This window comes from Virgisporangium aurantiacum, from assembly GCF_016863635.1.
Taxonomy (GTDB): Bacteria; Actinomycetota; Actinomycetes; order Mycobacteriales; family Micromonosporaceae; genus Virgisporangium; species Virgisporangium aurantiacum.
Genome location: NZ_BOPG01000204.1, coordinates 1 through 756, shown reverse-complemented (window position 1 = coordinate 756; position 756 = coordinate 1). Strand labels below are relative to the sequence as shown.

At 68.4% G+C, this 756-nt stretch carries 1 protein-coding gene; it reads right to left on the bottom strand.

Going from position 1 to position 756, the window contains the following annotated elements; genetic code table 11:
* On the bottom strand, positions 1-743 hold a 743-nt coding region (locus Vau01_RS63055), incomplete at its 3' end, for an ABC transporter substrate-binding protein (RefSeq protein ID WP_204015510.1).
* Between the last annotated feature and the right edge of the window lie 13 nt (positions 744-756).

Here is a 756-nt window from a genome sequence, read left to right as displayed (position 1 = left end):
AGGGTGGCGTCGCGGAAGCGGCGGACCAGGTCGGGGTTGGATTTGATGAGGTCGGTGGTGGTGCCGAGGGCGTTGCCGTAGAGGTCCCGGATGACGTCGGAGTAGGGCAGCATGGTGACCTTCTGTTTGGCGGCGGCCTCCACGGCGGGGCGACCGACGACGATTTCGGTGGCGGCGTCCAGGTGCCCCGCGACCAACGCCGCCCGGATCGACGGTGGCGGCAGCGACACCCACTTCACCGTGGACTCGTCGAGGCCGGCGAGTCTGGCGTAGGCGGGGAAGATCGTTTTGTTGACGCCGCCTTCGGAGTAGCCGATACGTTTGCCGGCGAGGTCGGCCGGGGTGTGGATGTTCGCCGCGGGCAGGGCGACGATGCAGGAGACGGTCTGCTGGTAGATCGGGGCGAAGACGCGGAAGTCCGCGAAGGTTCCGGCGTTGAGTTCCAGGAGGCCGCCGGTGATGTCGATGACGGCGAACTGGGCGTTGCCGTCCTTGAGGCGCTGGAGGTTGCCGCGGGTGCCGACGCCGGGCACGACGGTGACGGTGATGCCGGCGTCGCGGTACCAGCCCTTGTCGATGGCGGCGAACACGAACGAGTCCTGGCCGGTGATGTTGAACCCGGTCACGTAGGTGACCTCGTCCACCTTCCCGGCGGTCTTCGGTTTGTTGTCTTTGCCGCAGCCGGCCAGACCTGCCATGGCGAGGGTGCCGGTGGTGAGCATGGCGCGGCGGGTCAGCGTCACCGGGGGTCAGCCC